At 69.6% G+C, this 24,968-nt stretch carries 24 protein-coding genes; 15 read left to right on the top strand and 9 right to left on the bottom strand.

Annotation, left to right across the window (positions count from 1 at the left end):
• Positions 1-54: 54 nt before the first annotated feature.
• The 4 genes from ACIBQ1_RS38610 (at position 55) to ACIBQ1_RS38595 (ending at position 4,022) form a co-directional block, all read left to right on the top strand.
• Complete coding sequence (locus ACIBQ1_RS38610) at positions 55-2,745, top strand: AAA family ATPase (RefSeq protein WP_397284733.1); 2,691 nt, start codon at positions 55-57, stop codon at positions 2,743-2,745.
• Between the two features lie 202 nt (positions 2,746-2,947).
• Entirely contained in the window at positions 2,948-3,310 is a 363-nt protein-coding gene (locus ACIBQ1_RS38605) for a DUF2089 domain-containing protein (RefSeq protein ID WP_397284731.1), read from the top strand.
• Positions 3,307-3,579 (top strand): hypothetical protein, encoded by a 273-nt coding sequence (locus tag ACIBQ1_RS38600; protein WP_397284730.1) that lies wholly within the window; start codon positions 3,307-3,309, stop codon positions 3,577-3,579. Before ACIBQ1_RS38605 ends, ACIBQ1_RS38600 begins: the two co-directional genes overlap by 4 nt.
• An 11-nt stretch (positions 3,580-3,590) precedes the next feature.
• Positions 3,591-4,022 (top strand): SHOCT-like domain-containing protein, encoded by a 432-nt coding sequence (locus ACIBQ1_RS38595; RefSeq protein WP_397284728.1) that lies wholly within the window; start codon positions 3,591-3,593, stop codon positions 4,020-4,022.
• A gap of 107 nt (positions 4,023-4,129) precedes the next feature.
• On the opposite strand, the gene ACIBQ1_RS38590 is transcribed toward ACIBQ1_RS38595, so the two are convergent.
• Positions 4,130-4,291: a hypothetical protein gene (locus ACIBQ1_RS38590; protein WP_397284726.1), complete on the bottom strand. Its 162-nt coding sequence runs from the start codon at positions 4,289-4,291 to the stop codon at positions 4,130-4,132.
• A 421-nt stretch (positions 4,292-4,712) separates the two neighbouring features.
• Between ACIBQ1_RS38590 and ACIBQ1_RS38585 the strand changes: the two genes are divergently transcribed.
• From ACIBQ1_RS38585 to ACIBQ1_RS38555, 7 genes are all read left to right on the top strand, one after another.
• On the top strand, positions 4,713-5,165 hold the full coding sequence (locus ACIBQ1_RS38585) for a hypothetical protein (protein ID WP_397284724.1): 453 nt from the start codon (positions 4,713-4,715) through the stop codon (positions 5,163-5,165).
• Positions 5,166-5,318: 153 nt separating this feature from the next.
• The gene (locus ACIBQ1_RS38580) at positions 5,319-5,648 is read left to right on the top strand and encodes a PadR family transcriptional regulator (protein WP_397284722.1); all 330 of its coding nucleotides are present in this window, start codon (positions 5,319-5,321) and stop codon (positions 5,646-5,648) included.
• Positions 5,649-5,650: 2 nt separating this feature from the next.
• Complete coding sequence (locus tag ACIBQ1_RS38575; protein WP_397284720.1) at positions 5,651-6,043, top strand: DUF1048 domain-containing protein; 393 nt, start codon at positions 5,651-5,653, stop codon at positions 6,041-6,043.
• Positions 6,044-6,060: 17 nt separating this feature from the next.
• Positions 6,061-6,855: an ABC transporter ATP-binding protein gene (locus ACIBQ1_RS38570; RefSeq protein ID WP_397284718.1), complete on the top strand. Its 795-nt coding sequence runs from the start codon at positions 6,061-6,063 to the stop codon at positions 6,853-6,855.
• A 10-nt stretch (positions 6,856-6,865) separates the two neighbouring features.
• Positions 6,866-7,630: an ABC transporter permease gene (locus tag ACIBQ1_RS38565; protein WP_397284717.1), complete on the top strand. Its 765-nt coding sequence runs from the start codon at positions 6,866-6,868 to the stop codon at positions 7,628-7,630.
• A gap of 363 nt (positions 7,631-7,993) precedes the next feature.
• Positions 7,994-9,202 (top strand): cytochrome P450, encoded by a 1,209-nt coding sequence (locus ACIBQ1_RS38560; protein WP_397284715.1) that lies wholly within the window; start codon positions 7,994-7,996, stop codon positions 9,200-9,202.
• 152 nt (positions 9,203-9,354) lie between these two features.
• Positions 9,355-9,762: a hypothetical protein gene (locus ACIBQ1_RS38555; protein WP_397284713.1), complete on the top strand. Its 408-nt coding sequence runs from the start codon at positions 9,355-9,357 to the stop codon at positions 9,760-9,762.
• 256 nt (positions 9,763-10,018) lie between these two features.
• On the opposite strand, the gene ACIBQ1_RS38550 is transcribed toward ACIBQ1_RS38555, so the two are convergent.
• Positions 10,019-12,577, bottom strand: coding sequence for a DUF4118 domain-containing protein (locus ACIBQ1_RS38550; RefSeq protein WP_397284711.1), 2,559 nt, complete (start codon positions 12,575-12,577; stop codon positions 10,019-10,021).
• 166 nt (positions 12,578-12,743) lie between these two features.
• Here ACIBQ1_RS38550 and ACIBQ1_RS38545 point away from each other — a divergent pair, with 166 nt between their 5' ends.
• Complete coding sequence (locus tag ACIBQ1_RS38545) at positions 12,744-13,391, top strand: class I SAM-dependent methyltransferase (RefSeq protein ID WP_397284709.1); 648 nt, start codon at positions 12,744-12,746, stop codon at positions 13,389-13,391.
• Between the two features lie 20 nt (positions 13,392-13,411).
• Here ACIBQ1_RS38545 and ACIBQ1_RS38540 read toward each other — a convergent pair whose 3' ends face one another.
• The 7 genes from ACIBQ1_RS38540 to kdpF all read right to left on the bottom strand — a co-directional run bounded on the left by ACIBQ1_RS38540 (position 13,412) and on the right by kdpF (position 21,640).
• On the bottom strand, positions 13,412-13,603 hold the full coding sequence (locus ACIBQ1_RS38540; protein ID WP_397284707.1) for a hypothetical protein: 192 nt from the start codon (positions 13,601-13,603) through the stop codon (positions 13,412-13,414).
• A gap of 91 nt (positions 13,604-13,694) precedes the next feature.
• A complete protein-coding gene (locus ACIBQ1_RS38535) occupies positions 13,695-14,363 on the bottom strand; it encodes a response regulator (protein WP_397284705.1) in 669 nt (222 codons plus the stop codon).
• Complete coding sequence (locus ACIBQ1_RS38530) at positions 14,360-16,897, bottom strand: DUF4118 domain-containing protein (protein WP_397284703.1); 2,538 nt, start codon at positions 16,895-16,897, stop codon at positions 14,360-14,362. Before ACIBQ1_RS38530 ends, ACIBQ1_RS38535 begins: the two co-directional genes overlap by 4 nt.
• A 1-nt stretch (position 16,898) precedes the next feature.
• Positions 16,899-17,759: a potassium-transporting ATPase subunit C gene (locus tag ACIBQ1_RS38525; protein WP_397284701.1), complete on the bottom strand. Its 861-nt coding sequence runs from the start codon at positions 17,757-17,759 to the stop codon at positions 16,899-16,901.
• Positions 17,760-19,886, bottom strand: a complete 2,127-nt coding sequence (gene kdpB / locus ACIBQ1_RS38520) for a potassium-transporting ATPase subunit KdpB (protein ID WP_397284699.1) — start codon at positions 19,884-19,886, stop codon at positions 17,760-17,762.
• A gap of 3 nt (positions 19,887-19,889) precedes the next feature.
• Complete coding sequence (kdpA, locus tag ACIBQ1_RS38515; RefSeq protein WP_397284697.1) at positions 19,890-21,551, bottom strand: potassium-transporting ATPase subunit KdpA; 1,662 nt, start codon at positions 21,549-21,551, stop codon at positions 19,890-19,892.
• The gene (gene kdpF / locus ACIBQ1_RS38510; RefSeq protein ID WP_397284695.1) at positions 21,551-21,640 is read right to left on the bottom strand and encodes a K(+)-transporting ATPase subunit F; all 90 of its coding nucleotides are present in this window, start codon (positions 21,638-21,640) and stop codon (positions 21,551-21,553) included. Before kdpF ends, kdpA begins: the two co-directional genes overlap by 1 nt.
• 455 nt (positions 21,641-22,095) lie before the next feature.
• Here kdpF and ACIBQ1_RS38505 point away from each other — a divergent pair, with 455 nt between their 5' ends.
• The 3 genes from ACIBQ1_RS38505 (at position 22,096) to ACIBQ1_RS38495 (ending at position 24,836) form a co-directional block, all read left to right on the top strand.
• Positions 22,096-22,626 (top strand): class I SAM-dependent methyltransferase, encoded by a 531-nt coding sequence (locus tag ACIBQ1_RS38505; protein ID WP_397284693.1) that lies wholly within the window; start codon positions 22,096-22,098, stop codon positions 22,624-22,626.
• A complete protein-coding gene (locus ACIBQ1_RS38500; protein WP_397284691.1) occupies positions 22,602-24,269 on the top strand; it encodes a Na+/H+ antiporter in 1,668 nt (555 codons plus the stop codon). The genes ACIBQ1_RS38505 and ACIBQ1_RS38500 overlap by 25 nt, the downstream gene beginning before the upstream one ends.
• A gap of 120 nt (positions 24,270-24,389) precedes the next feature.
• Positions 24,390-24,836: a hypothetical protein gene (locus ACIBQ1_RS38495; RefSeq protein ID WP_397284689.1), complete on the top strand. Its 447-nt coding sequence runs from the start codon at positions 24,390-24,392 to the stop codon at positions 24,834-24,836.
• Positions 24,837-24,968: the final 132 nt, after the last annotated feature.

Raw genomic sequence — 24,968 nt, 5'->3', positions numbered from 1 at the left:
CGCTATGGACGCCGCCAGCGGGGCGGTATCGGACAAGCGACTAGGATTCGTCCCGTGCTTCGGGGACGGGAGTCTGATCAGCAGGCCATTGACGTGCTGCTCGACCAGGCGCGGGCCGGACGTTCCGGCGTCCTGGTGCTCAAGGGCGAGCCAGGGATAGGTAAGACCTCGCTCCTGGCCTACGCCGGGGAACGCGCGCATGACATGACCGTGCTGCGCGGTCTGGGCATCGAGACCGAGGCCGACCTCCCGTACGCCTCCCTGCACCTGCTCCTGCGTGGCGGGCTCGACCGCCTCAGCACGCTGCCCGAGCCTCAGGCGGTGGCTCTCGGGAGCGCTCTGGGACTGGCTCCCACCAGGACCGATGACCGGTTCCACGTCGGCGTGGCCGTCCTGTCGTTGCTGGCGGAGCTGGCCGAGGAGCGCCCGCTGCTGTGCCTGGTCGACGACGCCCACTGGCTGGACCAGGCTTCGGCACGCGCGCTGCGCTTCGCCGCGCACCGGCTGCACGCGGAGGGAGTCGTGGTGGTGTTCGGCGCACGCGACGGCTTCGACCCGGCGGGCCTGCCGGAGCGACGGCTGGCGGGCCTGGACGACCAGAGCGCCGCCCAGGTGCTGGCCGACGTCGCACCCGACCTCACCGGACCGGTGCGTCTGAGGATTCTCCAGGAGAGCGCGGGCAACCCGCTCGCCCTGCGCGAGCTGCCGCGCACGGCCGCCCTGCCGGCCCATGACCACGGCCCGCTGCCGCTGCCGGAACGGCTGCGCCTGGCCTACGCCGACCGCATCGGCCGCCTGCCGCAACCCGCCCAGACCGCGCTGCTGGTCACCGCCCTGGTGGACGACGGCGGCCTGGACATGATCACGAAAGCCTGTGCCGGACTCGGCATCGAGCCCGCGGCTCTGGGAGCGGCCGAGCGCTCAGGCCTGATCAGGATCGCCGGACGGCACGCCGCATTCGCCCACCCGCTCATGCGCGCCGCGGCCTTCCAGCTCAGCACGTACGACCTGCGTCTGGAGGTGCACGCGATCCTGGCCGGTCTGCTGGCCGGTGACCCGGACCGGCGGGCCTGGCACCTGGCGGCCGCCGCGACGGGCCCGGACGAGACGGCCGCGCGAGCGCTGGAGGACACGGCTCATCGGGCCAGGGAGCGCGGCGCGAACGTCAGCGCCTGCGCCGCGTTCGAGCGGGCGGCCGAGCTGAGCGAGGATCCCGAGCTCAAGGGACGGCGGCTGCTCGCGGCAGCGGTGGACGCCACCGAGGAGGGGCAGTTGCACCGGGCCGAGCAGCTCCTCGACACCGCCACCGGCCTCGTGCCGGACGCGTCGGCCCGCGCCACGCTCCCCAGGCTGCGGGCCAGGATCGCCTTCGGCCAGGGCGCCCCGCGTCTGGCCCACGATCTGCTGCTCAAAGGCGCGGCGGACGTGGCCGCCGACGACCGTGCCGCCGCGGGACTGATGCTGGTCGAAGCGGCACGAAACGCCAACCGCCTCGGCGACGCCGACGGCATCGTGGCGGCAGCCACCCGGCTGCGCGCGCTGGACCTGCGCCCGCAGGACGATCTCGACCTCGCCAGACAGGCCGCCCTCAGCACGGCACTGTTGCTGACCGACGGTCCCGCCGCCGCGCTGCCTGTCATGCGGGAACTGGTGGACAAAGGCCGCCGGATCACCCCGGACATGCACTCGCGCCGCATCAATGCCGCTTACTTCGCGCTCCAGACCGGCGACTTCCAGACCGCGTGGGAGATCGCCCGCGCCGCCGCCGACGAATGCCGGACGGCCGGCGAGATCAGCAAGCTCGCTGTGCTCCACATCACGCTGGCCACCAGCGAGATCTTCCTCGGCAGGTTCACGGACGCCACCGCCACCGCGAGCGAGGGACTGCGTCTGACCGCCGAGACGGGACGGCCCAGCCGGGCCGGTTGTATGCAGGGCATGCTCGCCTGGATCGCCGCCGCCCGAGGCGATTCGGGCCGGTGCGCCGAGCTGGCCGCAGGCTCACTGGAGCGGTACGACGCCAACGGGATCGTCAACGGCCTGGCCTGGGCGCAGTGGGCCCAGGCCCTGCTCGACCTGGGTCAGGGCCGGTTCGCCGAGGTGCTGGACCGGCTCGACGCGGCCATGGCCGGTCCCGCGCGCCACCAGTTCCAGGCCGTGCACTTCGCCCCCGACCAGATCGAAGCCGCAGCCCGCCTCGGCCTGCCCGCCGACGGGCCGCTGCGCCGCTACGAGGCCTGGGCGCAGGCCTCCGGTCTGGCCTGGGCACAGGCCGTCCTGCATCGTTCCCGGGCCCTGCTCGAACCCGACGGTGAGCGAGCGGAGGCACTTTTCCGCGCGGCCGTACGGCTGCACACCGGCGGCGGCCGCCCCTGGGAGTCGGCGCGCACCGCGCTGGTCTACGGCGAGTACCTGCGCAGGGCACGGAACAAGAGAGCCGCCCGCGTCCAGTTGCGTGCCGCGCTCGAAACCTTTCAGCGCCTCGACGCCCGCCCGTGGGCGGAACGCGCCCGAAACGAGCTACGCGCCGCCGGCGATACCGCCCTCGCCGACACCGACGCCTTGCCGGCGCTGTCGCCGCAGGAGCTGCAGATCGTGCGCCTGGCCGCGGCAGGGCGGACGAACAAGGAAATCGGCGCGCAGCTCTTCCTCAGCCCCAAGACCGTCAGCTACCACCTCTACCGGGCCTTTCCCAAGCTCAACGTGACCAGCAGGGCCCAACTCGCCGGGCTCGACCTGGGCTGACCAGGCGCAGGCCTGCGGGTGTCCCCTCGCCACGCGGGGCGCCCTGATCGCCCCACCTGACCGGCACATGGCCGGGGTCTCCTGGAGTCGAGTCGCGGACCGGCAAGGAGTCCGAAGGAAGCACAGGCTTAAGAAAATTAAGATCCACATCTTGAAAGTTTAAGTTCGGCTCGGATATAACTTGGATATGGTAGAGCGGGCGATGGAGTGGCAGGAGCTCACGAACCTGACCCGGGGCCAGCCGTTCCTGGTCGAGCGGGTGCGTCTGGCGGGCAACGGTGTCGCGATCGAGGGCGAGTTCGAGCTGCCGCAACTGGCTCAGCTCGGCGTCGAGGATCAGGTCTTCGTCACGGCGTTCGTGCGGTGCCACGGTTCCATCAAGCAGATGGAGCGGATCTTCGGGGTGAGCTACCCGACGATCAAGTCGCGGCTGAACCGGATCGCGCAGATGCTCGACTTCGTCGAGACCGATCCGGCGCCGTCGCGGGCCGAGGTCATCGATCGGTTGCGCCGCGGCGAGATCACCGCGCAGGAGGCCTTGTCCGCATTGGAGGGGCGCACGTGATGCCACAGTTGGTCACCGTACGGGTCAAACGTCCGGATCGTCATCCCGTCCGGGTCTGGGTGCCGGTTCTGCCGGTGGTGCTGGTGTTCTCGCCGGTCGTGGTCGTGGCCGTCGTGGGGGCCGTGGTGGGGGTCGTGGTGGCCTGCCGGATGTACCGCGTCGATGTGGTGCGGGCGCTGGGCACCGGCTGGCGCATCGTCTGCGCGTTGCCCGGCACCCGGTTCGACGCGGAGTACAGCCGTACGGCTGTGCTGGTAGCCATCCGATAGGAGAGGTTGCGATGAACGAACAGCGCAAGGACGTCCTCGACCTGCTGGCCGAGGGCAAGGTCACCGCGGAGGAGGCGGAGCGGCTCATCGCCGCGCTCGAACAGGACCGGCTGCCGGCCTCGGCCGGTCCCGGCGTGCGGCCGAAGGGCAGGGCGAAGTATCTGCGGGTGATGATGGAGTTCCTTGAGGAGGACGGCCAGTCGGGGCGGCTCAACGTGCGGGTGCCGCTGCAGTTGCTGCGGGCCGGCGTCCAGCTGGCGGCTCTGATCCCGCCGCAGGCGCTGGAGCGGGCCAATGCCGAGATGAGCAGGTCGGGCGTGCCGTTCGACCTGACGCAGCTCAAGCCCGAACAGCTTGAGGCGCTGGTGGACCATCTCGACGAGACGATCGTGGAGATGGAGATGGAGATGTCCGATGGCCATCTGCGGGTCTTCTGCGAGTAGGCGCCGTCCACCTGGACGGGCCCTGGGGAGGGTGCTGGAACACCCCCTCCGAGGCCGCGCCCGCTACGGCAGAGCACGGTTGAACTGCCCATCTGACCGTTAGCCGCTCATCGGCGCGGCCCGGTCGGCCCCCCGGCGCCGGCGGCGGCGAGGTCCACGCCCGCGTGCGCGGTCATCAAGAACTCCGGCGGATGCCCCGAATCGGCGAGGCCGCCGGCGACATCCGGCGTCGGCCACGCGCTCACCGGGAAGACCGCCTCGGGCTTCATCCGGGCGCGGAGAGGTCGTGCACCGCGAGGTGTTCCTCTACACCTGCGCGCGGGGACCTTGAGGTCGGCATCCGCGAAGGCACTGCCGCCTGGCTCGACGTGAACGCCATGGCCGGCAACGTACGCAATGAACCGGGCGCCGCCGACGGCCCCGGTAAAGGTCGAGCGCGCCCACCTGCACCGGTGACGTCGTGATCCGCCGGTCGCTGCTCGGCGACTCCGGCGATCAGTCGAACCGCGGACGACAACGAATACAGAGACGAGGAACCATGACCAATGCGAAGTGGACCGGCATGATGCCGGTTGACGACACGGCCCTGGCCGTCACCGACACCGGCGGTCCCGGTACCCCTGTGGTCTATTGCAACGGCCAGTTCGCCACTCAGGGGTACTGGCGGCACACCGCAATCCCGGCCGTTGCGTGGGCGCGGTCCTGGTTGACGGCGCGCAGCCGTCCGACTGGATGGACGAGGCCATGGAGCAGCGGATCCGGAAGCTGTTTCGGCGGTTGAACTGGTTCATGCCGCTGCTGCGCCCGACGGGCCTGACCCCGCGGATGAATGCCGAACAGATGGCGAACGTCAACATCGAGCTCGGATGGCTCGCCCGCAAGCGCGAGCTGGGCCCCGTGCTGGACGGCATCACCGTCCCGACCCGGTACGTGCTTGCTTCGGGGGCGTCGTTCGGAAGCCGCCGTGATGGTGATGGGCAGGAACGGATCCGCGCCGACGTCGACCCTGTGGCCGCCCGCAACCCGAACATCAAGATCAGCGCGAAGGTCGCCGGCAACCACGGTGCGATCCTGAAAAAGGACTTCCGCGCCGTCGCCGCGGCCGTACGCGAGGTCACCGCCCTCGACCGCGCAGGGCGCTGAAGACGCGATCCGCCAGGAAGCGGCCTGGTGCTGATCAGGTCGCCCACATCCCCACGGTTGTGCTCTCAGCTATTCGGCGTTGCTAAGTACTGGTAGTCAGTGTTACTTTGTACCGGTAGTCAGCGCTATTGAGTAGCTGAAGGGAGGTGTTCCATGGGCAAGCAGGTGACGGAGATGCTCAAGGGTGTGCTGGAGGGCATCGTCCTGGCGATCCTGTCCGGCCGGCCCGCGTACGGCTACGAGATCACGGCGTGGCTGCGGGAGCAGGGCTTCACCGACATCGCCGAGGGCACCATCTACGCGCTGCTGGTCAGGGTCGAGCAGCGCGGCCTGGTCGACGTGGAGAAGGTTCCGTCGGAGAAGGGGCCGCCGCGCAAGGTGTACTCCCTGAACGCTCAGGGACGGGTGTATCTCGAAGAGTTCTGGAGGACCTGGAGCTTCCTCACGGAACGGCTCGAACAGCTCCGCGAAGGGGGTAAGTAGTCATGGCCGCAGAGCCGAGCGAGCCGAAGAGCCGCTTGCGGCAAGCCTTGGAGACGGTCACCGGGCCGCTGGAGGACAAGAAGCGCTACCGGCAGTACAAGGCGCGCGTGGGAGGGCTTCCGGCGAACCATCGCACGGCGGTCGAGGCGCTGGAGCGGTACATGCAGCTCTTCGGGCCGGGGGAGGCGGACAGCCTGCTGGCGATGCTGGAGGATCTGGCCGATCTGTTCGAGCAGAGCGCGGCGGACGGAACCCCGGTCCGCGACATTGTCGGGGAGGACCCGGTCGAGTTCGCCGAGACGTTCGTTCGCAACTACGCGGGGGGTTCGTGGATCGGCCGGGAGCGGGAACGGCTGGCCAAGGCCATCGACCGCGTCGCGGGTGACGAATCGTGACCAGGAAGAGAACGGACATGAGGATGACAGCCAACCAGGTTCAGGGGCCTGCGATCCGCGTGCAGGGCCTGCAGAAGTCGTACAAGGAGCTGCGGGTGCTGCGCGGCGTGGACTTCGAGGTGGCACGGGGCAGCATTTTCGCGCTGCTCGGTTCGAACGGGGCGGGCAAGACCACGGTCGTGAAGATCCTGTCCACGCTGCTCAAGGCTGATGCGGGCACGGCCCGGGTCCACGGTTTCGACGTCGCCGCGCAGGCGGCGGAGGTGCGCGAGTCCATCAGCCTCACCGGGCAGTTCGCCGCCGTCGATGAGATCCTCAGCGGGCGGGAGAACCTGGTGCTGGTCGCCCGGTTGCGGCACCTGAAGGATCCGGGCACGATCGCCGATGACCTGCTGAGGCGTTTCTCGCTGGCCGAGGCGGGCGGGCGCAAGGTGTCGACGTATTCGGGTGGCATGCGCCGCCGCCTGGACATCGCGATGAGCCTCATCGGCGATCCGCCGGTCATCTTCCTGGACGAGCCCACGACCGGGCTCGACCCCCAGGCGCGGATCGAGGTGTGGCAGACCGTCAAGGAGCTGGCCGGCCGGGGGACGACGGTGCTGCTCACCACGCAGTATCTGGACGAGGCCGAACAACTCGCCGACCGGATCGCGATCCTGCACGAGGGCCGGATCATCGTCAACGGCACCCTGGCCGAGCTCAAGCAGCTCCTGCCGCCGGCCAAGGTCGAATACGTCGAGAAGCAGCCGACCCTCGAAGACGTCTTCCTCACCCTCGTCGGTACGGCCAACACCGCGTCTCAGCCCGGATGAGTGAGGAACGATGATGACCAAGCATTTCTTCGGTGACACCGTCACCCTGCTGGGACGATCCCTGCGTCACATCACGCGCAGCGCGGACACCATCATCACGACCACGATCATGCCGATCTCCATGATGCTGATGTTCGTCTACGTGTTCGGCGGCGCGATCAACACGGGGTCGGATTCGTATGTGAACTATCTGCTGCCCGGCATCCTGCTCATCACGATCGCCTCGGGCATCGCCTACACCGCCTTCCGGCTGTTCATGGACATGAAGAGCGGCATCTTCGAGCGGTTCCAGTCCATGCCGACCGCGCGGTCGTCCGTCCTGTGGGCTCATGTGCTGACCTCGCTGGTCGCCAACCTGATCTCGCTCGTGGTCGTGGTGCTCGTCGCCCTGCTCATGGGCTTCCGCTCGGGAGCGGGAGTGGCGGCCTGGCTCGCGGTCGCCGGCATCCTGATCCTGTTCACCCTGGCCTTGACGTGGATCGCCGTCATCCCCGGATTGACCGCGAAGTCCGTGGAAGGCGCGAGCGCGTTCTCCTACCCGCTCATCTTCCTGCCGTTCCTCAGCTCGGCCTTCGTGCCCACCGCCACCATGCCCGGCCCGCTGCGCTTCTTCGCCGAGCACCAGCCGGTGACCTCCATCGTCAACGCCATCCGGGACCTGTTCACCCAGCAGCTGGTCGGCACCGACATCTGGATCGCCCTGGCCTGGTGCGTCGGCATCCTCATCGTCGCCTACGCCTTCGCCATGAACACCTACCGCCGCAAGATCTCCTAGCGGCCGCGCAAAGCAGATCAGGACAAGATCGTGCTCGACGTCGGCCCGCGGAGTGCCCCTGACGTCGAAGGCGGGTTTGAGCAGCCGGCGCTGATACCAGGCAGTCCTCCGGCGTAGTGCCGCCGCCCCCTGCCGTAGCCGCTCGCGTGCCCGCAACCGGTATCGCTTCGTTCCAGGCGTTTGACGCTGTCCCCGCTTATCCCCTCAGGCTCGCCCGAGTCAGGTGGTGGAGCGGTGAGAATCGCGGTCCGGTGCCGCACCCCGCCATTCATCGCAACGCGGCATCGCATTCTAGCCCAGCGTCATCACGGCATTTTCTCGCCACAAAAGGAAACTCCTTCCAACGCGAAATGAGGAATAGCAATGGGTAAATCCCTCCACACCCTCACCACCATGCCGACGGCGCGTCAGGCCGGCTGTCCCTTCGACCCGCCGGCAGAGTTGATCCAGGCGCGCGAGCATGGCCCGATCAGCCACTTCCCCTTCCCCGACGGGCACCAGGGCTGGCTGGTCACCGGATACGACCTGGTCAGGTCGGTCCTGGCCGACCCGCGGTTCAGCTCGCGCAGGGAGCTCGTGCGCCATCACCCGCTGGTCGACTACGGCGACTTCGAGGTGCCTCCGGCGCCGCCCGGCGAGTTCCTGCTCATGGACGATCCGCAGCACAGCCGCTATCGGAAGCCGCTGGTGGGCAAGTTCACCGTCCGGCGGATGCGGCTGCTCACCGAGCGGGTCGAGCAGGTCACCGCCGAGTACCTGGACGCGATGGAGCAGGCCGGGCCGCGGGTGGACCTGGTGACCGCGTTCGCCAAGCCCATCCCCGCCGTCATCATCTGCGAGCTGCTGGGCGTGCCGTACGAGGACCGGGGCCGCTTCCAGGAGAACATCGACAAGTTCCTCGGCGGGGAGGTCGGCGACGAGGAGCTGATCGCGGCCTACACCGCGACCCAGCAGTACCTCGCGGAACTGGTGGCCGCCAAGCGCGCCGACCCCACCGACGACGTGCTCAGCGACCTGATCGACAGCGACCTGACCGACGAGGAGCTGCGGGGGATGGCGCTGATCCTGCTGTCGGCCGGGTTCGACACCACCGCGAACATGCTGGCCCTGGGCACCTTCGCGCTGCTGCAGAACCCGGAGCAGCTGGCGGCGCTGCGCGCCGAGCCCGCGCTCGCCGAGGGGGCCGTGGAGGAGCTGCTGCGGTACCTGAGCGTCGCCAAGGGCTTCGGGAGGGTGGCGCTGGAGGACGTCGAGCTGGGCGGGCAGACCATCAAGGCCGGCACGATGGTCCTGCTCACCTACAACACCGCCAACCGCGACCCCGAGCGCTTCACCGACCCGCAAACGCTCGACCTGCGCAGGCAGGAAGGCGGGCACCTGGCCTTCGGCCACGGCATCCACCAGTGCCTGGGCCAGCAGCTGGCCCGTGTCGAGCTGCGGGTCGCGCTCCCCGCGCTGCTCAACCGCTTCCCCACGCTGCGCCTGGCGGTACCGGTCGGCGAGGTCGCCCTGCGCCCGGAGATTGCGGACATCTACGGGGTCAAGAGCCTCCCGGTGACCTGGGACGCCTGACCGCGAGCCAAAGACGTACCACCCGCCACCGCTGTGGGAGCGCGTTCCCGGCCTGCATGCCGGTGGCACCCGGACGAGGGCGTATCGGTCACCGAAGCCGCCCTCCGTTTGTTCAACACCCCTTCCTGACAGATTCAAAGGAGCACACCACCATGTCCATCATCCTTTCCGACCAGGACAAGCTCACTCTGCGCACCGCCGCGTACGGCGCCATCTCGTTGATGACCGCCGCTGACGCCACCGGCAGCCCTCACCGGGCCGCCACCGACGGCTCCATCGCCCTGGCCTCCGCCACCGGCCTGGTCGGGCACGTGCTCGCCGCGAAGAGCAAGGACATCAACCTGAAGAGCAAGACCGTGGCCGAACTCGCCGACCAGGTGCTGCCGGCTCTGACGGCGGCCGTGAGTCTGCTCAAGGAGCAGGATCCGGCAGAGGCCGACAACTTCCGCAGCACCGTCATGGTCGCCGTCGAGGCAGCCGCCCGGACCCACCGGAGCGTGCCCACCCCTACCATGGCGGACATGATCCGCAAGATCACCGCAGCCCTCGACGCCGCTTGACAGGGCGCCGACCGCTTGTCACGGGGGCCTGCCCGGCCCCTGCGGCACGGGACCATGCGTCCATCGGTCAGTCCGGCTGGGACGGTGGAACCGGCACCACGACAACAGATCCAAGGAGCACACCGGCTCTTCAGGGAGCGGAGGAGTCACTCGAGGTCGTCTGACGGGGCGGTGGGATCCAGCGTGCGCAGTGGCATGACCGCCTGGCTGCTCAGCCGGGCCGCCGGCGCGGAGATGACAATCTCCTCTCCCGGCCTCATGCCTCGGCGATCTCGTCCGCTGCCATGGCCGGCGTGAGCGAGGCGATCGGCATGACCACGATCATGGTGAGCCCGCCTCCCGGAGTTTCCTCCGGGGTGAGGGAGCCGCCCATGGCCTCGGCCAGGCCGCGTGACAGCGCCAGGCCGAGGCCGACCCCGGTGTGGGTGTCGCGGTCGCCGAGTCGCTGGAAGGGCAGGAAGACGCGGTCGTGCGCCTCGCGGGGGATGCCGGGGCCGCGGTCGACGACGCGGATCTCCACGTGCTCCCCGTGCCAGCTCGCGGTCAGAAGGACCTTTTCCGGGAGTGGGCTGTGGCGGATGGCGTTGGTCATGAGGTTGACCAGGATGCGCTCCAGCAGAACGCTGTCGGCCATGATCTCCGGGAGCTCGACGCTGATGTCGGCGTCGATGCGGTCGCGCAGCGGGCCGAGTTCGTCGATCGCGTGCGGGACGACCTCTTCGAGCGCGATGGGCTGGAGTGACACGCCGAGCACCCCGGCCTGCAGGCGGCTCATGTCGAGCAGGTTCTCCACCAGCCGGATCAGCCTGGTCAGGGACTCGTCGGCGGTGGCCAGCAACTCGTCGCGGTCCTCGGGCGACCAGTCGATCTCGGTGCTGCGCAGGCTCTCGACGGCGGCCACGGCGGAGGAGAGCGGGGTACGCAGGTCGTGGCTGACCGCGGCCAGCAGGGCGGTGCGCATCTTGTCGGCCTCGGCCAGGGGCGCGGCGCGTCCGGCCTCCTCGCGCAGGCGTTCCTGGCGCAGCGCGACGGCCGCTTCGGCGGCGAACGCCTCCAGCACCCGCCGGTCGGCGGCGTCGGGCAGCCGCCCGTGGGCGGCCAGCGTCAGGCGGTCGTCGATGACGACGTCGGTGTCCGCGGTGCCGGGGCGAGTGCTGGGCGCGCCGCCGGAGGTGGCGACGATCCGCCAGGTATCGGAGTCGTCAGGGCCCGGGTCGCCGGTGCGTTCGAGCAGCGTGACGGAGGTGAGCCCGAACGTCTCACGCAGGCGTGCCAGCAGCGACGGCAGCGCGGCCTCGCCACGCAGCACGTGCCCGGCCAGCGTGGACAGCACCTCGGCGTCCGCGCCGGCGCGGGAGGCCTCTCTGGTACGGCGGGCCGCCAGGTCCACGATGGCGCTGACGGCGAACGCGACCACGACGAAGACGACGAGCGCGAGCAGGTCTTCGAGATCGGAGATGATCAGGGTCTGATAGGGGCGGGTGAAGAAGTAGTTGAGCAGCAGGAATCCCGCGACGGCCGCGGTGATCGCGGGCCACAGTCCGCCGATGAGGGCGACGCCGATCACGCAGACGAGGAAGAGCAGGATGTGGCTGGGCAAGGTCAGCACGTCGCGCAGGTCGTACAGGATCGTGGTGAGGGCGGGTAAGCCCAGCGCGGTGACGCCCCAGCCGGTCAGGCGGCGGGCGCGGGTCAACGCGGCGGGGGAGCCTGCGCGACGGCGGGGTGGGCGAGTCCGCTCGTGGGTGACCAGGTGGACGTCGATGGGGCCGGACAGGGCGTTGGTCTCGACGCTCACGCCCCGCGAGAACACCTGGGCGAACCTGCCCTCACGGGGCGCGCCCAGCACCAGCTGCGAGGCGTTGACGCCGCGGGCGAAGTCGAGCAGGGCGCGCGGGATGTCATGGCCGACCACCTGGTGATAGCTGCCGCCCAGCTCCTCCACCAGCCTGCGGTGGCGGGTCAGTGCGGCCGGGTCGCCGCCGCGCAGGCCGTCGCCGGTGGTCACGTGGACGGCGAGCAGGTCGGCGCCCTTGGTGCGGGCGGCGATCCGGGCGGCCCTCCGTACCAGCGTGTCGTCTTCCGGGCCGCCGGCCAGGCCCACCACCACCCGCTCGCGCGCCTCCCAGGTGGCGGCGATCCCGTGCTCGGCGCGGTAGCGGTCGAGCTGGTCGTCGACCTTGCCCGCGACCCACAACAACGCCAGCTCGCGCAGCGCGGTCAGATTGCCGACCCGGAAGTAGTTGGCCAGAGCGGCGTCGATCTTCTCCGGAGGATGGACGTTGCCGTGAGCCATGCGGCGGCGCAGCGCCTCGGGCGACATGTCGACCAGTTCCACCTGGTCGGCCCGCCGTACCACCTCGTCAGGCACGGTCTCGCGCTGCGGCATCCCGATGATCTCCTGGACGACGTCGTTGACCGACTCCAGGTGCTGGATGTTCACCGTGGAGATCACGGTGATGCCCGCCTCCAGGAGCTCCTCGACGTCCTGCCAGCGCTTGGCGTTCTTCGAGCCGGGCACGTTGGTGTGGGCCAGGTCGTCGACGAGCACGATCTTCGGGGCGCGGGCGAGGACGGCGGCCACATCGAGCTCGGTGAAGGCGGTGCCCCGGTGGACGATGGTTTTTCCGGGGATCACCTCCATGCCCTCCAGCAGGGCGGCGGTGCGGGGGCGGCCGTGGGTTTCGACGTAGCCGACGACGACGTCCCGGCCGCGTTCGCGGCCACGACGGCCCTCGCCCAGCATCGCGTACGTCTTCCCGACCCCTGGCGCCGCGCCCAGATAGACTCGCAGCCGACCACGCGCTGTGCTCATCGGTCACTCCCGCCGGTACGTCTTACCCGCCAGGCTACGACCGATGATCCGCGGTGCCTCAAGGAAGCGTATGAATGACGGCCCAAGCCGTCAGGATCGCGTAGAAATGTCTCCTACCTGGAGCTGTACGGCCCGATAGTTGGGAGTGTGGTCTTCAGGAGGACACATGGCAGTGCGTACCGGCGATCCCGTCGAACCCCCAGATACCGCGCAGTGTTTCCACGGGGGCATGGAGCAGTTCCACCATCCGCGGCCGGTCCGCGCCGGCTCGCAGCCGACCCCGGAGCGACGGCGGCTGCTGGCCGGACTGAGCGGGCGGGTGCTGGAGATCGGCGCGGGGGACGGGGTGAAGCTCAGCTGCTACCCGGACAGCGTGGATGAGATCGTCCTGGTGGAGCCCGATCCGTTCCTGCGGGCGGCGGCGAGGAACGTCGCCGCGCGCCTTGCGACCCCGGTCCGGATCCTCGATGGGGACCTGCGCCACCTGCCGGTGGAGGGCAGCTGCTGCGAGGCCGTCGTGTGCTCGCTGGTGCTGTGCTGCGCCACGCGCGTCGAGGAGACCCTGCTGGAGGCACGGCGGGCCCTGGCGCCCGGCGGCGAGCTGCGTTTCTACGAGCACCAGCGCTCCGGCAACCCGGCGGCGGCGCTGGCCGAGAGCCTGGCGACCCCGATCTGGTCGCGGGCCGCCGGAGGCTGCCGCCCCGCCCGCGACACCGTGGCCGCCATCCAGCGGGCGGGGTTCGTCATCGAGAGCCTGGAGCGGTTCGCGTTCCGGCACTTCAGCCACGTTCTGGGGGTCGCCAGGCCGAGTTGAGGCCTGGCGCCGGGAACGTGTCAGCGGGGCCGGCGAGGACGTAGTGACCCGTCCGCCGGATTGTGGCGTACCAGATCGTCGTACCAGAGGAGGGCGACGCCGCCCGTCCAGGCCACGATGAGATTCGCGATCCCCGGGACGACGAGGGACACGATCACGAAGACGACCGCCCACGTGCCGAGAATGACCAGATCGAGTGTCCGTCCGTTCATATCTCGAATGTCTCTCACGGCCGTGGGCGGGAAAAGGGTTGTTGACATGCCTTGACGCGAACACATCGCGAAGGCGCCCTCGCCGTGGAAGTCACGGGGTGAAGCGGTAGCCCATTCCTGGCTCGGTGATCAGGTACGCCGGGTGGGCGGGGTCGCGCTCGAACTTCTTGCGGAGCTGGGCCATGTACTGCCGCAGGTAGTGGGTCTCCTTGACGTGCTTGCTGCCCCACACCTCGGTCAGCAGGTAGCGCTGGGGGATGAGCTTGCCCGGGTTGCGCAGCAGGATCTCCAGGATGTGCCATTCCGTGGGGGTGAGCCGCACACCGCCGGAGACGGTCTTGCCGACCAGGTCCACCGTGTGGTCGCCGAGCTGGATACGGGCGAGCTCGGCCTCTTGGAAGGCGGCGCGGCGGGAGACGGCGCGGATACGGGCCAGGAACTCCTCGATGCTGAACGGTTTCGTCACGTAGTCGTCGGCACCGGCGTCCAGAGCGTCGATCTTGTCCTGATTGCCGGCTCGGCCGGACAGGACGACGATGGGCATCTGGGTCCAGCCGCGCAGGCCGTGGATGACGTCGACGCCGTCGATGTCGGGCAGGCCGAGGTCGAGGACGACGAGGTCGGGGTGCCATTCGGCGGCTTCGCGCAGCGCGGAGGCGCCGTCGGAGGCGACCGCGACCTCGTAGTGACGGGCGGCCAGGTTGATGCGCAGCGCGCGCAGGATCTGCGGTTCGTCGTCGACGACGAGGATCTTGGTCATGGTGTCACCGCCTGGGATGAGATGGGCATCCTGATGATCATCGTGAGACCTCCGCCGGGGGTCTCTTCGGGGTCGAGCGTGCCGCCCATGGCCTCGGTCAACCCTCGGGAGAGTGCGAGTCCCAAGCCCACGCCGGTGCCGTTGTCGCGGTCGCCGAGCCGCTGGAACGGCTGGAAGACGCGTTCGTGGGCCTCGGGTGGTATGCCGGGGCCGCGGTCGATGACGCGGATCTCGACCTGGTCTTCGTGCCAGCTGGCGGTGACGAGCGCCTTGTGATCGTCGGGGCTGAAGCGGACCGCGTTCGACATGAGGTTGACCAGCACGCGTTCCAGCAGCGCGGGGTCTGCGACGATCTCCGGCAGTTCGATGGAGATGTCCCCGTCGATGCGGTCGCGCAGCGGTCCGAGGTCGTCGATCGCCCGGGGGACGATCTCCTCGAGGGCGATGGGCTGGAGTGCCAGACCGAGCACTCCGGCCTGCAGGCGACTCATGTCGAGCAGGTTCTCCACCAGCCGGTCCAGCCGGGCCAGAGATTCATGGGCGGTGTCGAGCAGTTCGTCGCGATCCTCCGGTGACCAGTCGATCTCCTTGCTGCGCAGGCTCTCCACAGCGGCCTTGGCACCCGCCAGCGGGGTGCGCAGGTCGTGGCTGACGGCGGCCAGCAGGGCCGTGCGCATCTTGTCGGCCTCGGCCAGCGGCCTGGCCTGCTCGGCCTCCTCCTGCAGGCGCTCCTGCCGCAGCGCGACGGCGGCTTCGGCGGCGAACGCCTCCAGCACCCGCCGGTCGCTGGCATCCAGCAACCGGCCGCGTGCGGCCAGCACCAGCGTGTCGTTGATGGCCACGTCGGTGTCGGCGACCGCGGGGGCCGTGCACGGGGCGGCGCCTGAGGTGGCGATGATGCGCCAGGCGGCGGGTTCGGACTGGTCGTCCGGAGTGGGTTCGCCGAGGCGTTCGAGCAGGGTTACCGAGTCCAGGGCGAAGGTCTCGCGCAGGCGTCCCAGCAGCGAGGGCAGCGCTGCCTCGCCGCGCAGGACGTGCCCGGCCAGGGTGGACAGCGCTTCGGCGTCGGCGCGGGCGCGGGCCGCCTCTCGGGTACGGCGGGCGGCCAGGTCGACGATGGTGCTGACGGCGGCGGCGACCAGCACGAACACCACCAGCGCGAGGAGGTTTTCCGGGTCGGAGATGGTGAGCTGGCCGATGGGCGGCGTGAAGAACCAGTTGAGCAGCAGCGACCCCCCCACCGCGGCGACGATCGCCGGCCACATGCCGCCGATCAGCGCGACGCCGACGACCAGGCACAGGAACAGCAGGATCTCGCTGGGCAGGGAGAGCACGTCGCGAAAGGGCAGGAGGGCGGCGGTCAGCAGCGGCATGCCCGCGACCGCCACCCCCCATCCGCCCAGCCTGCGCTTCCTGTTCAAGGCCGCCGGGGAGCCGTCCGGCCGTCGACGGCCCTTCTTGGCCTCCTCGTGGGTGACGAGGTGGACGTCGATGGGGCCGGACAGGGCCGTGGTCTCCACCCCGACGCCTCGCGAGAAGATCTGCGCGAAGCGGCCGCGCCGGGACGCGCCGAGGACGAGCTGGGTGGCGTTGACCCCGCGGGCGAAGTCGAGCAGGGCCCGTGGGATGTCGTCGCCGACGACCTGGTGGTAGGTGCCGCCCATGCTCTCCGCGAGCGAGCGCTGGCGGGCCAGGTTGGCCGGGTCGCCGCCGGTGAGCCCGTCGGCGCTGGTGACGTGGACGGCCAGCAGGTCGGCGCCCTTGGTGCGGGCGGCGATGCGGGCGGCCCGGCGTACCAGGGTGTCGCCTTCCGGGCCGCCGGTCAGGGCGACGACGACGCGTTCGCGGGTCTCCCAGGTGGTGGCGATGCCGTGGTCGGAGCGGTAGCGGTCGAGCTGCTCATCGACTTTTCCCGCGACCCAGAGCAGGGCGAGCTCGCGGAGCGCGGTGAGGTTGCCGACGCGGAAGTAGTTCGACAGGGCCGCGTCTACCTTTTCGGGCGTGTAGACGTTGCCGTGCGCCATGCGGCGGCGTAGCGCCTCGGGCGACATGTCGACCAGCTCGATCTGGTTCGCCCGCCGGACCACCTCGTCGGGGACGGTTTCGCGCTGGGGGATGCCGGTGATCTGCTGCACGACGTCGTTGACAGACTCCAGGTGCTGGATGTTGACCGTGGAGATGACGTCGATGCCGGCGTCGAGGATGTCGTCGATGTCCTGCCAGCGCTTGACGTTCCTGGAGCCGGGCACGTTGGTGTGGGCCAGCTCGTCGATCAGCGCCACCTTGGGCGCACGCTCGATGACCGCCTCCACGTCCAGCTCGGTGAAGGTGGCCCCCCGGTAGACCAGCGTCTTGCGGGGGATCACCTCCACGCCCTCCAGCAGGGCGGCCGTGCGGGGGCGGCCGTGGGTCTCGACGAAGCCCACGACCACGTCCCGGCCGCGTTCGAGGGCGCGGCAGCCCTCGCCGAGCATCGCGTAGGTCTTGCCGACCCCGGGCGCGGCGCCCAGGTAGACCCTCAGCCGCCCTCGCATGTCACTTCCCGTCGAGTGCGAGGTTCAGTTCGAGCACGTTGACGGCGGGCTCGCCCATGAAGCCGAGCGCCCGGCCGGTGGTGTGCTCCCCGATCAGCGTCTTGACCTTGTCCAGGGCCAGACCGCGCTCCTTGGCCACGCGGGGTGCCTGGAGGTCGGCGTAGGCCACGGAGATGTGCGGATCCAGGCCCGAAGCGCTGGCAGTCACCGCGTCCGCCGGGACGGCGGGCGTGCCGGCGTTCCCCCTGACGGGTACGGTGCGGCCGGTCGCGTAGTCCTCGCCCGGCTTGGCGCACTCCACCTTCAGCCCCTGGTAGGTGGCGACGAAGGGGGCGGCGGGGCAGGCCTGGTTGGCGCTGACCGCCCGGTCGGGGAAGACCTTCAGCACCGCGCCGACCCCGTCGGCGGTGCAGAAGGGGCGGGCGCCGCTGACGCCCTCCAGCTCGCCGACCGCCTTGGAGCGGGCGCACACCTGGGTGAGCAGCGACTGCTTGCCCTCGTCCGGGTTGCCCTCCTCGTCCTTGGCGCCGGGCACCGGCAGCGTGTCCAGAACGTCCTCGGGGCCGAGGTTGCTGGCCGCCGTGGAGGTCAGGTCGTAACCGTCGCCGGCCGCCGACGGGCGGGACTGGAAGTACTTCTTGACCGGATTGCCGTCGGCGTCGCCGAAGGACTGGCCGATGATCGCGCTGCCCACGGTCTTGCCGTCCTTTTCGATCAGCGAGCCGTTGGCCTTGTTGTTGAACAGCGCCTGGGCCACGCCCGTGGTCAGGAGCGGGTAGATGATGCCGGTGACCACCGTGAGCACGAGCAGCGCGCGGAGCGCGGCGACGTGCTGGCGGACCCAGCTGGGCATGCGGTCCATTTATGACATCCCCGGAAGGAACTGAATCAGCAGGTCGATGATTTTGATGCCGATGAACGGGACGATGATCCCGCCCAGGCCGTAGACGTAGAGGTTGCGGGAGAGCAGCTTGGAGGCGCTGGAGGGCCGGTAGCGCACGCCCCGCAGGGCCAGCGGGATCAGCGCGATGATCACCAGCGCGTTGAAGATGACCGCCGACAGGATGGCTGACTGGGGGCTGGCCAGGCGCATGATGTTCAGGGCGTCCAGGCCCGGGTAGACCGCGGCGAACATGGCCGGGATGATCGCGAAGTACTTCGCGATGTCGTTGGCGATGGAGAACGTCGTCAGCGCGCCTCTCGTGATGAGGAGTTGCTTGCCGATCTCGACGATCTCGATGAGCTTCGTCGGGTTGGAGTCGAGGTCGACCATGTTGCCGGCCTCCTTGGCGGCCGACGTGCCGGTGTTCATCGCGACGCCGACGTCGGACTGGGCCAGGGCGGGGGCGTCGTTGGTGCCGTCGCCGGTCATCGCGACCAGCCGGCCGCCCTGCTGCTCCTTGCGGATGAGGGCGAGCTTGTCCTCAGGGGTGGCCTCGGCCAGGAAGTCGTCCACGCCGGCCTCGTCCGCGATGGCCTTGGCGGTCAGCGGGTTGTCGCCGGTGATCATGACGGTGCGGATGCCCATGCGGCGCATCTCGTCGAAGCGCTCCCGCATGCCCTCCTTGACCACGTCCTTGAGGTGGATGACACCCAGCACGCGGCTCTTCTCGGCGACGACCAGCGGGGTACCGCCGGAGGCGGAGATGCCGTCCACCAGGTGGCCCACCTGCTCGGTGGGGTGGCCGCCGTGGTCGCGTACCCACTTCATGACGGCGGTGGCGGCGCCCTTGCGGACCTCGCGGCCGTCCAGGTTCACCCCGGACATGCGGGTCTGGGCGGTGAAGGGCACCCACTCGGCGTGCGCCAGTTCGCCCGGCTGGCGTTCGCGCAGCCCGTGACGCTGCTTGGCGAAGACCACGATCGAGCGGCCCTCCGGCGTCTCGTCCGCCAGGCTGGACAGCTGCGCCGCCTCGGCCAGATCCGCCTCGCTCACACCGTCCACCGGGACGAACTCGGACGCCTGCCGGTTGCCCAGGGTGATGGTGCCGGTCTTGTCCAGCAGCAGCGTGGACACGTCCCCGGCCGCTTCCACCGCGCGCCCGGACATGGCCAGGACGTTGCGCTGGACCAGGCGGTCCATGCCCGCGATGCCGATCGCCGACAGGAGGGCGCCGATCGTGGTCGGGATCAGGCAGACGATCAGCGACACCAGCACGATCCCGGTGACACCGTCGCCGGTGAGCGCCAGCGAGTCGCCCACGCCCGGGTTGATGGACTTGGAGTAGATGGCCAGCGGCTGCATGGTCGCGGTGGCGACCAGGAAGATGATCGTCAGCGCGGCGAGCAGGATGTTGAGGGCGATCTCGTTCGGCGTCTTCTGCCGGTTCGCGCCCTCGACCAGGGCGATCATGCGGTCCACGAAGCTCTCGCCGGGCTTCTGCGTGATCTGCACGATGATCTGGTCGGACAGCACCTTCGTGCCACCGGTGACCGCGGAGCGGTCGCCGCCCGATTCGCGGATGACGGGCGCGGACTCGCCGGTGATGGCGGACTCGTCCACCGAGGCGATGCCCTCGGTCACGTCGCCGTCCCCGGGGATGGTCTCCCCGGCCTCGACGATCACGTAGTCACCCTGCTTCAGCTCAGGGGCGCCGACGACGTCCCACTGGCTGTGGTCGTCGCGGTTCTTGAGGCGGCGGGCGGTGGTGTCGCGCTTGGCCGCCCGCAACGTGGCGGCCTGGGCCTTGCCGCGGCCTTCGGCGACGGCTTCGGCCAGGTTGGCGAAGACGACGGTCAGCCACAGCCACACGACGATGGCCCAGGCGAACCACGACGGGTCGACAATCGCCAATACGGTGGTGAACAGGGCGCCGATCTCGACGATGAACATCACCGGGTTGCGCCACATGTGTGCGGGGTTGAGCTTCTTGAGCGCGTCCGGCAGCGACTTGATCATCTGCTTGGGGTCGAGCAGGCCGCCGCCCACCCGGCCGTTCTTCTTGGGTGCCGGCGCCTGGCCCGGTGATTCGAGCACGTGCGTTGACATGTCTTACAGGAGTCCTTCTGCGAGGGGGCCGAGCGCGAGCGCCGGGAGGAAGGTCAGAGCGACCAGGATGATCGTCACGCCGACGACCATGCCGACGAACTGCGGCCGGTAGGTGGGGAGAGTGCCGGCGCTCGCGGGGACGGGTGCCTGCTGGGCCAGCGAGCCGGCCAGCGCCAACGCGAGCACGATCGGCAGGAAGCGGCCGAAGGCCATGCACAGGCCGAGCGTGGTGTTGTGGAACGGCGTGTTCACGCTCACCCCGGCGAAGGCCGAGCCGTTGTTGTTGGACGCGCTCGTGTAGGCGTACAGGATCTCCGAAAGGCCGTGCGGGCCGGTGTTCAGCATGGCCGAGCGGCCGACCTCGGTGGCCATCGCCACGGCCGTGCCGAGCAGCACCAGCGTCGGGGTGACCAGGAAGTACAGCGAGGCGAGCTTGATCTCGCGGGCGCCGATCTTCTTGCCCAGGTATTCGGGGGTGCGGCCGACCATGAGGCCCGCCACGAACACCGTGATCACGGCCAGGATCAGGATGCCGTACAGACCTGCGCCGACGCCGCCGGGGGCCACCTCGCCGAGCAGCATGTTGAAGATCAGCATGCCGCCGCCGATGGCGGTGTAGGAGTCGTGGAAGGAGTTCACCGAACCGGTGCTCGTGAGGGTCGTCGCGGTGGCGAACATGCCCGAGTTCGAGGTGCCGAAGCGCACGTCCCGGCCCTCCATGGCCGTTCCGATGGCCTGTGGCACGGTGCCGCTCGCCGACAGCTCGGCCCACTGGGTGACGCCGATGCTGATGATCGCGATGATCGCCATCACGCTCACGATGGCGTAGCCCTGCCGGTTGTCGCCCACCATGCGGCCGAACGTGCGCGGCAGGCAGGTGGCGATGACCAGCAGCAGGAAGATGGTCAGCCAGTTCGTCCACGACGTGGGGTTCTCGAACGGGTGCGCCGAGTTGACGTTGAAGATGCCGCCGCCGTTCGTGCCCAGATCCTTGATGGCCTCCTGGGAGGCCGCGGCGGCCGGGGTGAAGGTCTGCTCCCCGCCGGTCAGCGTCGCCCACGTGCTGTGGTCGGCGAACGTCTGGATCGCGCCGCCGGCCACCAGCACCAGCGCGGCCACGAAGGCGATCGGCAGCAGGATGCGGATGGTGCCGCGGACCAGGTCCACCCAGAAGTTGCCGAGCGTGTCGGTCTTGCTGCGCGCGAAGCCGCGTACCAGGGCGATGGCCACCGCCATGCCGACCGACGCGGAGACGAAGTTCTGCACGGCCAGGCCCGCGGTCTGCACCACGTGGCCCATGGCCGACTCGCCGGAGTAGGCCTGCCAGTTGGTGTTGGTGACGAAGCTGACCGCGGTGTTCCAGGCCAGTGCCGGTTCGACCGGCTCCATGCCGAGAGACAGGAACAGGTGGTTCTGCAGGCGCTGCAGGCCGTACAGGAACAGGATGGACAGCACCGAGAACGCCAGCACGCCGCGCGCGTAGGCGCCCCAGCGCTGCTCACTGTCGGGCTGGACGCCGAGCAGCCGGTAGATGACCCGCTCGACGACGTTGTGCCTGGTGCCGGTGTAGACGCGGTACATGTAGTCGCCCAGCGGCTTGTAGCAGATGGCCAGGGCGAGCAGTAGGGAGGCGATGAACAGGATCCCCGCCAGGGTCGGTGACATCAGAACCGCTCCGGGAACAGCAGGGCCACGACCACGAAGATCACCAGGCCGACGACCACGACGAGACCGGTGGCGTTGACGGCACTCACAGCCGCTCCACCGCCTTGACGACCAGCCCCAGGATCACGAAGACCGCGATCGTCAGGGCGACGAAGATGACGTCAGCCATCCCCACTCCTCAATCTGGACAGGTTGTTTCGGCCGCACCCATCCGGGGCGGCTCCAAGGCAAGCAAACCCTGAGATTTGGGCGATTTTGGCGTTCTTGACGGCTTCTATACGGCGCGAGCCTGATTTTTAACGGCATCCCTACGCGCCGCTCCGAGCGCCGTCTCCTGGCGCGTCAGAGTCTCGTAGTCGTTCGTCCTCGAACCGTCCAGGACCTGTCAAGAGCGGCGACGTTCGCGCTCAGGGGAGGAATAGTGCGTTGAAGAGGCCCTTGGAGGAGACCCATGGTGCGAAATCGGCCGCCCGATGTGAGACATGCCGGGATCGAGCAGTTCCATCATCCACGCCCCGTGTTCTGGGGAGGACGCCCCACCCCCGTGCGAGAGCGGCTCCTGAACGGAGTGTCCGGTGCCGCGCTGGAGCTCGGCGCGGGAGACGGAGTGAAGTTCCTCCTCTACCCGCCCGAGGTCGTCGAGATCACCGTCGTCGAGCCGGACCCCGCCTCGCGTGAGACGGCCGGGGAAGGCAGCCGGGGGTGCCACGTACCCGTCAGGTTCCTCGAGGGCTCCTACGAGCGGCTCCCGGTTCCCGCGGGGTCCGTCGACGTGTTGGTCAGTTCCCTCGTCCTGTGCCAGGTGCCGAGTCCGGACGAGACGCTCGGCGAGATCATGCGGGTGCTCGCGCCCGGCGGTGAGCTCCGCTTCCACGAGCACGTACGCTCCACCAGGCCCCTGGCGGCCCTGGCCGAGCGCCTGATCAGCCCTATCTGGTCACCGACCGCGAACGGCTGCCACCCCGCCCGCGACACCGTCCGGTCCATCGCCGGCGCCGGGTTCGCCGTTGAGCGTCTCGATCGCTTCGAGATCGATCGGATCACCTACGTGTGCGGAGTCGCGCGGCGCCCGTAACGCTCCTTGACGGCCTGACCACTCGCGCCGTCTTTCCGGTACTTTGTGCTTTGGAGCGCCGGGAAGTCTGGTCGGCATACGCAGCGGGTGGCCGAGGAGACGTGGTGCAGAGCGTTCAGGTAGTTCTTTTTCTGGTTGCGTTGGCGACCGTGGTGGCCACCTTCGCCGATCGGATCAGCGTTCCCGCCCCGTCGTTGCTGGTCGTGGCCGGACTCGGCGTCGGGCTGCTGCCCTTCTCGGAGCAGATCCGCGTCACTCCCGAGATCGTCAGCCTGGTGGTGCTGCCGCCGTTGCTGTACGCGGCCGGCGAGGAGTTGTCCTGGCCGGACCTCAAGCGCCTGTGGCGGCCGGTGTCGCTGCTCGCGGTGGGTCTGGTGGTCGCCTCCGCGGCCGCGGTCGGCTTCCTGACGTCGTGGCTCACGCCGTTGCCCCTGGCCCTGGGGTTCGTGCTCGGGGCGGTGTTGTCGAGCACCGACCCGGTGGCCGTCACGGCGCTGGGCCGCAGGCTGGCGCTGCCGCCCCGGTTGCAGACGCTGGTGCAGGCGGAGAGCCTGTTCAACGACGCCACCAGCCTGATCTTGTTCAGGATCGCGGTCGCGGCGGCGGTGGCCGGGGGTGTCGCCGGCTGGAGCGGCGTCGTGGTGGACTTCGTGCGCCTGGCCGGAGGCGGTGTGGTGGTCGGCGCGGTGGTGGCCGCCGGGGTAGCCTTCGTCCGGCGGCGCACGGAAGATCCCACGCTGGAGAGCGTGATCGCGCTCGTGACCCCGTACCTGGCCTATGTCCTGGCCGAGGCGGTGCACGGCTCGGGCGTGACCGCGGTGGTGGTGGCGTCGGTGGTCCTCGGTGTCAAGGCTCACGAGCTCACCAGCTCCGGGATCCGGCTCCAGCTGACCGCGGTGTACGGCACGGTGATCTTCGTGCTGGAGAGCGTGGTCTTCAGCCTCATCGGACTGCAGCTGCCCAGCCAGGTCCGCCAGCTCACCGGCGCCGAGCAGCCGTGGGTGGTGGCCGTCGTGGCGATCGTGGTCGTGCTGGTGCTCGTCCGGGTGGCTTGGGTCTTCCCGCTGGCGGCGTTGCAGCAGTGGCGCCGCGAGCGGCGGCTCCGGCCGACCTGGCAGGTCCCCACCGTGATCTCCTGGGCCGGCGCGCGTGGTGTCGTGCCGCTTGCCGCAGCCCTGTCGATCCCGCTCACCACAGCCGCCGGCCAGCCCCTGCCGCACCGCAGCCTGCTGATGGTGCTGGCCACCGGTGTGATCGTCGTCTCCCTCATCGTGCAGGGCTTCACCCTGGCGCCGCTGGTCAGACTGTCAGGGCTGGCGGTCGCCCCCGGCCACTCCCGCTCGGAGTACCTCGAAGCGCGGCGCCGACTGACGGACAAGGCGGGCGAGTACGTGGACGAGCTGGAGGACCTGGAAGTGGTCTCTCCCGCGGTGCTCCACCATGTGCGCCGGTCCCTGCAGTTCGAGCGGGACCAGGAGTCCGAGCCGATGCCCGGTGACTACAGCCAGGTGCGCAGGGAGGTGCTCGCGGTGCAGAGCACGGAGCTCAGCCGGATGTTCGCGGCAGGGGAGGTCAGCGAACACACCCGCCGCCGCGTTCAACGTGACCTCGACCGGCAGGACCTGCACTTCACCAAAGAGTAAGACCGTCCGTATTTTTCCCGTAGACAGGCGTCAAACCGGCGTCCGGTTTTCGTAGAGATGGGCGTTAGGTGGCTCTTCCCCGGTGACCATGAGAAGGCACCCTACGGAGGAGCGGTCTCGATGCCCAGCCGGTTGATCGCCATGGTCGTGCTCGTGGCCGGATGCGCCGCCGGAGTGCTGGCCGGCGCCTGGCTCACCGACGCGATCCGCGCCTACGAGGCCACCCATCGCCAGGTCATCGCGGAGGTGGTCGAGGAGAAGGCCATCGTCGCCCAGGTGACCTGGAAGGACGCGGCCGGCATGCGGCAGACCGGCCAGGTGCGGATGCCGCTCGACCGTGTTGGCGGCGTACAGGCCCGGATCTGGCTCGACCCGCGGGGCCGCCCGGTGTCGCGCCCGTTCGGGCCGGTGGAGGTCGCCTTCGGCGTCCTGGTGGCCGGCACCGCGGCGGGCGGGGCGGTGTGGCTGATGTTGTGGCAGGCCCGCTCGGTGGCGCACTGGTGGACGGCCAGGAGAGCGGTCAGGCACTTCGACGGGCAGTGGCGCGACTACGCGCACAAGGGCTGATCGACGTACGGCCGCGCGACCCCGCCGGCAACGGTTGGGCACGTCGAAAGATGCCTGATGAACCAGCCGGCAGGCTCGCTGATTTATACGTTTTCTTGACGCCCTCCCCTTCTCAATCGCTCTTCCGCCCCA

The organism is Nonomuraea sp. NPDC050153 (genome assembly GCF_044460125.1).
Taxonomy (GTDB): domain Bacteria; phylum Actinomycetota; class Actinomycetes; order Streptosporangiales; family Streptosporangiaceae; genus Nonomuraea.
The sequence above is the reverse complement of the archived record's forward strand: the minus strand, read 5'-3'. Positions and strand labels throughout refer to the sequence as shown.